At 65.7% G+C, this 6,975-nt stretch carries 3 protein-coding genes and 1 riboswitch; of the genes, 1 reads left to right on the top strand and 2 read right to left on the bottom strand.

The genetic code is table 11. The features are described 5' to 3' along the window. Both A2J03_RS24975 and A2J03_RS24970 read right to left on the bottom strand, forming a co-directional pair. Window positions 1-1,322, bottom strand: a 1,322-nt coding sequence (locus tag A2J03_RS24975) for a M1 family metallopeptidase (RefSeq protein WP_068379489.1), incomplete at its 3' end; no start/stop codon positions are given. Further along, the gene (locus A2J03_RS24970; RefSeq protein ID WP_068379492.1) at window positions 1,319-5,254 is read right to left on the bottom strand and encodes a Pls/PosA family non-ribosomal peptide synthetase; all 3,936 of its coding nucleotides are present in this window, start codon (window positions 5,252-5,254) and stop codon (window positions 1,319-1,321) included. The genes A2J03_RS24975 and A2J03_RS24970, both read right to left, overlap by 4 nt. Before the next feature lie 202 nt (window positions 5,255-5,456). Beyond that, window positions 5,457-5,572, top strand: a riboswitch (SAM riboswitch). Window positions 5,573-5,645: 73 nt separating this feature from the next. Here A2J03_RS24970 and A2J03_RS24965 point away from each other — a divergent pair. Then, the coding region (locus tag A2J03_RS24965) for an aminotransferase class V-fold PLP-dependent enzyme (protein ID WP_068379486.1) at window positions 5,646-6,975 on the top strand (1,330 nt) is incomplete at its 3' end.

The following is a 6,975-nucleotide window of genomic DNA, read 5'->3' as shown; positions in this document are numbered from 1 at the left end:
GAGTTCAGCCACGCGTCCCACAGAGTGCGCGGGCACCCGTACCGTGATGCCAGATCCGTGAAGTCCGCGGTGCTGACGGTGGAGTAGCGGTACGTCGACGTCCACTCCTGGATCAGCGCGAAGAATTTCTCGTCGCCGATCGTGGTGCGAAGTGCGTGCAGCGTCAGTGCTCCGCGTTTGTAGACGCGATCGTCGAACAGCTTGGCAGGGCCGGGATCCGAGAGGATCAGGTCCCGGGGGAGGCCTCGCTGCATCGTGTGTACCCTTCGCGCCTTGTCCCGCGCCGAGCTGCCGCCGGAGTTCTCGGCCCAGATCCATTCGGAATAGCAGGCGAAGCCCTCGTGCAGCCAGATGTCCCTCCATCTGCCGAGCGTCAGACTGTTACCGAACCACTGGTGTGCCAGCTCATGCGCCACGAGCCGTTCGAAGTACCGCGTCCCGGAACAGTGGTTGGCGCCGAAGATCGACAAACCCTGTGCCTCGATGGGGATTTCGAGATCGTCATCGGTGATCACGACGGTGTATGCCGCGAACGGGTACGGACCGAAGAGGCGCGTGAACGTGCTCATCATCTCGGTCTGGCGGCCGAAGTCGTGATCGAAATTCTGCCGAAGCCGATGCGGAAGAACCGCTTTCATCACCACCGGCCCCGCAGAGGTGGTGTGCTGACTGTACGGTCCGATCTGGATGGTCGCGAGGTACGTGGCCATCGGCTCGGGCTGCTCGTACACCCAGGTCGTGCGGCTGGCGCGGGTCTGCTTGCGCACCAACGTGCCGTTCGCGACGGCGTAGTAGGGCGAATCGGTGGTGATGGTGATGCCGTAGCTGGCCTTCGAGACCGGGTGGTCGTCGCACGGAAACCACGACGCCGCGCCGTTCGGCTGACTCGCGACGATCGATCCTTCGGTCAGTTCGTCCCACCCGACCTCGCCCCAGAAGCCGTGGATGGGTTTGGGGGTTCCGCCGTACTGGATCGTGACGACGAGCGCAGCACCGGATGCGATGGGCTTCGCCGGAGTGATCTTGAGTTTGCCTCGCTGCTGGCTGAACTTGACCGAGCGAGATCCGTTGACCGACACCTTCGACACATGGAGCGCAGGCCCGAGATCGAACGAGAACTTCGAGATGGTGGCGGTGGTGACCGCGGTGATCTTCGCTTTGCCTGCGAGCCGGTTGCTCTCGACCTTGTATTCGAGATCGAGTTCGTACCGGGACACGCGGTACCCGCGATTGCCGTTCTGCGGTAGGTACTCGTCGATCGGCGCGTCCGAACGGTCGACATCGAACACCGGAGTCACAAGTTTCGAGCCACCGAACTTCATAGGCTGTCCTGCGAGGCCACGATTCGTGCGTAGGGATCGCCCTTCGCCCACGGCGCGATCGGGTTGCCCTGCCAACGAGTGTGGGCGGGCACGGTGTCGCCGCGCATCACGAGAGACGCAGGCCCGACGGTCGCGCCGTCGCCGATGCCGGCGGCCGGAAGCGCGACGCAGTGCTGCCCGAGAGTTGCTCCTCGGCCGAGTGTGACGCTGTCCATGGACATGATCCGATCATGGAACAGGTGCGTCTGCACAACGCACCCTCTGTTCACTGTTGCACCGTCTTCGAGCGTCACGAGATCCGCCTCGGGGAGCCAGTACGTTTCGCACCACACGCCGCGGCCGATGTCGGCTCCGAGCCAGCGCAACCACATGTTCAGTACAGCCGTTCCCTCGGCGGCACGGGCGAACCACGGCGCCGCGACGGTCTCGACGAACGTGTCGGCGACCTCGTTGCGCCACACGAACGAGCTCCACAGTGGGTGCTCGACCTTGTCGATCCGGCCGACCCACGCCCATTTCGCCGCGGCCGAGACCGCTGCAGCGACTGCACCCGCCACGAGCAACACGACTCCACTGAGCAGTGCGGCGAGCCAATACCCGAACTCCTCGGCCATCGCGGTCAATCCGAACAGCACTCCGAGCCCGATGCCGAACGTGACCATCACCGGAATCAGACGGCAGGTCTCGACGAACGACCGGGCCAGTTTGAGCTTCATGGATGGATCGAAGGTGCGCGAGGAGTCGGCGCGCCCCGCGGACCGTCGCAACCTCACCGGTGGGCTACCGAGCCACGAGGACCCCGATTTCGCTTTGTCCGGCGTCGCCGACAGCACCGCGACGAGACCGTTCTTGGGGACGGTTCGACCGGGTCCGGTCATGCCGGAGTTGCCGAGAAACGCCCGCTTGCCCACCTTGGCGTCGCCGAGGTGCATCCATCCGCCGCCGAGTTCGTAGCTCGCGACCATGGTGTCGTCGGCGAGGAACGCGCCGTCGGCGACGGTGGTGAACTTGGGGATCATCAGAACTGTCGACGCTTCGACGTCCTTGCCGATCTTCGCACCGAGCGCCCGCAGCCAATGCGGAGTCAACAGCGAGGCGTAGAGCGGGAACAGGAACGTGCGAGCGGAGTCCATCAAACGCTCGGTGGCCCACACCTGCCACCCGATTCGGCTACGCACCGGGTGATAGCCCGCGGTGAGGCCGATGCTCAGCAGACGCACCGCGACCAGTGTGATCAGCGCGAACGTTCCGAGCGAGACGAGCGTTGCGACGGGCAACATGATCGCGGCGCGGCCGATGGCGCCGAGCAACGTCGTCGCCGTGTGCAGCCACCAGCCCATCAGCACCAGCGACACCCCGAGGGAGAAGATCGCCATGCCCGAGAGGAACAACGATGCGATGCCGTATACGAACACCCACTGGGTGGCACGCGGGGGAGCGTGGTCGGGCCACGGGTGCTCGGCTTTGCCGACCTTGGTGGCGGGCGATCCCGCCCACAGTTGACCGGCTTTCACGCGTCCGACGACGGCTGAGCCCGCGCTCACGACCGCGTTCTTGCCGACGGATGTGCCGGGAAGCAGCGTCGATCTCGCGCCGACGGTTGCGCCGGCGCCGATCTTGATGGCACCGATGTAGACGATGTCGCCGTCGATCCAGTGACCGCTGAGATCGACCTCGGGTTCGACGGAACAGCCGTCGCCGAGTTCGAGCATGCCGGTGACCGGGGGCATGGTGTGCAGGTCGACGCCTTTGCCGATCTTCGCGCCGAGTGCGCGGGCGTAGTAGACCATCCACGGTGCTCCGGACAGGTTCGACGCCCCGCTCGCGTCGGTGAGACGCGTCGCCGTCCACAGGCGGATGTGGGCGCTTCCGCCTCGTCGATAGGCGCCTGGCTTCAGGCCGGCCAGCAGCAGACGGGAGCCGACGACGGAGATCGCCATCCGGCCGACCGGTGTGATGAACAACAGGAACGCGACGAGAATCCACCACCAGGACAGCGTCGGCGCCCAGGGCACGTCCGCGAACCACGACAGGACGTTGAACATGATCCCCACCCACGTGATCCACTGCAGCCCCGTCAACGTGGTCAGTGGAACGGTTGCGGCGATCTGTGTCCACTGAGCTGTGCGCGACGTCGGCTCGACGTCGCGGGGTATGACCTCCACTGGCGGCTTCAGCTCGTCGAGATACCGGGCGAGCGATCCGAGCCGGGGGTGGTCGTAGAGCTGCGCGACGGTGATCTCCGGGAACCGTTCGCGCAGTGCTGTCACGAGCTGGGCCGCGGACAGGGAACCGCCGCCGTTCTGGAAGAAGTCGGCATTCTCGTCGGAGACCTGGGCACCGAGAATGTTGGTCCACAGTTCGGCGACCCAGCCTGCGGTACCGCTCAAATCCGACGTCTCGCCCATGCCGGGCAGTGGCCACGGCAGAGCATTGCGGTCGACTTTGCCGGAGGTTCGAGTCGGCATCTCCTCGACGAGTGCGAGCCGCGGGACGAGAGCCGACGGCAACTGCTCTGCCAGAATTTTCCGCGCGGCGTCGAGGTCGAAATTGGGGTCGGTGCTGGCGAGGTAGCCGACAAGGACGGAGTTGCCCGCGCCTGTCTTCCGGACGGCTGCTGCGGCTCCGCCGACTCCGGGCAGCGCTTGCAGCGCGTTGTCGATCTCGCCGAGCTCGATGCGTCGGCCGCCCAGTTTGATCTGGTCGTCGGCGCGGCCCTGGAAGAGCAGTCCTTCGAGCTCGAGCCGGACGAGGTCGCCGCTTCGGTAGGCGCGGTCCCAGCCCAGCGTCGGCATCGGAGCGTACTTCTCGGCGTCCTTGGCGGGATCCAGGTAGCGCGCGAGCCCGACGCCACCGATGACCAGTTCGCCGACCTCGCCGATCGAGACGGGGTTTCCCGACGCGTCGACGACGGCGAGATCCCAGCCGTCGAGTGGAAGGCCGATCCGAACCGGACCTTTGCCGTCCATGATCGACGCGCAGGCGACGACGGTTGCTTCCGTCGGCCCGTAGGTGTTCCACACTTCGCGGCCGTCGACGGCCAGTCGCTCCGCCAACTCGGGTGGGCAGGCTTCGCCGCCGAAGATCAGCAGACGTACGGCTTCGAGGGCGACGGCAGGCCACAGCGCAGCGAGGGTGGGAACCGTAGAGACGACTGTGATGTCCCGCGAGACCAGCCATGGCCCGAGGTCGAAACCGCTTCGAACGAGGGAGCGAGGGGCCGGGACGAGGCACGCGCCGTTGCGCCACGCAAGCCACATCTCCTCACACGAGGCATCGAATGCCACCGACAGGCCCGCCAGCACGCGGTCGCCAGGTCCGAGCGGATCGTCCTGCATGAACATCACGGCCTCGGCGTCGACGAACGCCGCTGCGTTGCGGTGGCTGACAGCGACGCCCTTCGGGGTGCCGGTCGAGCCGGACGTGAAGATGACCCAGGCGTCGTCGTCGGGACTCGGCGTGGTGAGGGTTTCGGGGGCAGGGGTGTCTTGTTTCTCGGCCGTGCCTGCGGCGATACCACCGGCAGTCACGACTGCGGTGACCTTGGCTTCGCCGAAGACCAGTTCGGCGCGCTCGTCCGGGTCGTCCGCGTCGACGGGTACGTAGGCGGCACCGGCGTTGAGGATCGACAGAATGGCTACGTAGAGCGAGAAGGATCCCGACGGCATCCTGATTCCGACGCGGTCGCCGCGGCGCACCCCGGCTCGGGCCAGCCACTGTGCACCCTCGTCGATGTCCTCCAGTAGCTCACGGTAGGTGACCGAGACCGTGCCGTCGTCGATCGCCGGAGCATCGGGGAACCGAGAGGTGGTCGAGCGCAGGACATCGATGAGCGTCCGCTCCTTGGGAGCGCGCTCGGATCGCAAGAATTCGACGGGGACCGCAGCGGAGCGCTGCGTGCCTGTCGAATCCGATTGTGATTGCACAGACAACCGGGTGTCCTTCTTCTCGTGTAGCACCGAAATGCAAGTGGACGTCAGTACGCGTGACGGTGGTTATCTCATATTCGGTTGGCCAGAAGGTGAACGGACGTGGGCTACGAACGGGTTCAGCACTGGGGCAGTTTAGTCCAGTTGCGGATTTCCTACCTGCTGGGTTGACAATCCCGCGTCGTATTTGTCATCCTCTTGTTCAGGTCATGAGTACCAGCATCAAGCCCCGGCTTGCTGGTCGGCAACCCTCCTCCGCGGTGGGGTGCTCCGGGTGACGACCAGGCTGGCATCGGAAAACCGATGCAGCAAGCGCGGACTCGACGGTATTCACGTGTGATTGGACATGTCCATGTGATTCCGCAGGTCCCTTGATCGACAAGGGTTATTTGTCATGACTGCTGTTCTCGACCACTCGTGTGCTTCGTTCGCTTCCGTCAGCGGAGCTGATCTGTCGGTGCCACTCGTCGGCGGAAGTTCCTGCACGTACGCCAATTTCGACTATGCGGCCAGTGCGCCCGCGCTCGCCGCGGTGACCGAACGCATCGCCGAGCTCCTGCCGTTCTACTCGAGTGTGCACCGTGGCGCTGGATATGCGTCGCGGGTGTGCACCGCAGCCTACGAGAAGGCGCGGGTCACGGTATCGGACTTCGTTGGTGCACAAAGTGATTCAGTGGTGATCTTCACCAGGAACACCACCGATTCGCTCAATCTCCTGGCCGGATGCGTTCCAGGGGACACCGTCGTGCTCGACATAGAGCATCACGCGAACCTGTTGCCGTGGAACGATCGCCGCGTCGTCGTCGCAGCCGAGTCCATTGCCGAGACTCTTGTCCGGCTGGACGTCGAAATGTCCACGAAACCTGCTGCGCTGCTCGCGATCACCGGCGCATCGAACGTGACGGGTGAAGTGCTCCCGATAGCAGAACTCGCCGCGCTCGCGCACCGGCACGGTGCACGCATCCTCGTCGACGGCGCCCAGCTCGTTCCCCATCGGCGCATCGACATCGGTGACCTCGGCGTCGACTATCTCGCGTTCTCCGGCCACAAGCTGTACGCACCACACGGGGCCGGCGTTCTCGTCGGCGCGCGTGACTGGCTGGACACTGCCGAGCCCTATCTGGCAGGCGGAGGCGCTGTGCGCTCTGTCGGCCTCGACCGAACCGAGTGGGCGCCCGTTCCCGCGCGGCACGAGGCCGGCACGCCGAATGTTCTGGGTGTAGTGGCACTGGCGGCCGCATGCGAGGCGCTGGCGCGGCACGAGGCTGCAGGCTCGGTGGAACACGAGCAGCTGTTGTCCGACCTGTTGCGCGACGGACTGAGCGCCATCGGCGGAGTCGAACTGCTGACGGTGTGGAGCGACGCCCCGGAAAGTGTGGGCATTGTCACATTCACGGTCGACGGCTACGACCCGGGCGAGGTCGCGGCGTACCTCTCCGCCGAGCACGGAATCGGTGTTCGCGACGGGAAGTTCTGCGCGCATCCACTGTTGGCCCGCCTCGGGCACCCAAGCGGTGCCGTACGCGCCAGCCTGGGCCTCGGCAGTTCGGGCACCGATGTCGACCGCCTGATCGATGCTGTCGGCGAGCTCGTCACACGTGGACCCTCCTGGACGTACGAGGAGGAGAACGGGTGGTGGAATCCGGTCCCCGACCCGCGCCCCTTTCCCGGCCTCGCAGATGGCGCCGCAGGTGTGGGATCCCCGTGCACCCGCCAAACGGCTA

It is taken from the genome of Rhodococcus sp. EPR-157 (assembly GCF_001647195.1).
Classification (GTDB): Bacteria; Actinomycetota; Actinomycetes; order Mycobacteriales; family Mycobacteriaceae; genus Rhodococcoides.
Note: the sequence above shows the minus strand (reverse complement) of the source record. Positions and strands in the feature narration are given on the sequence as shown.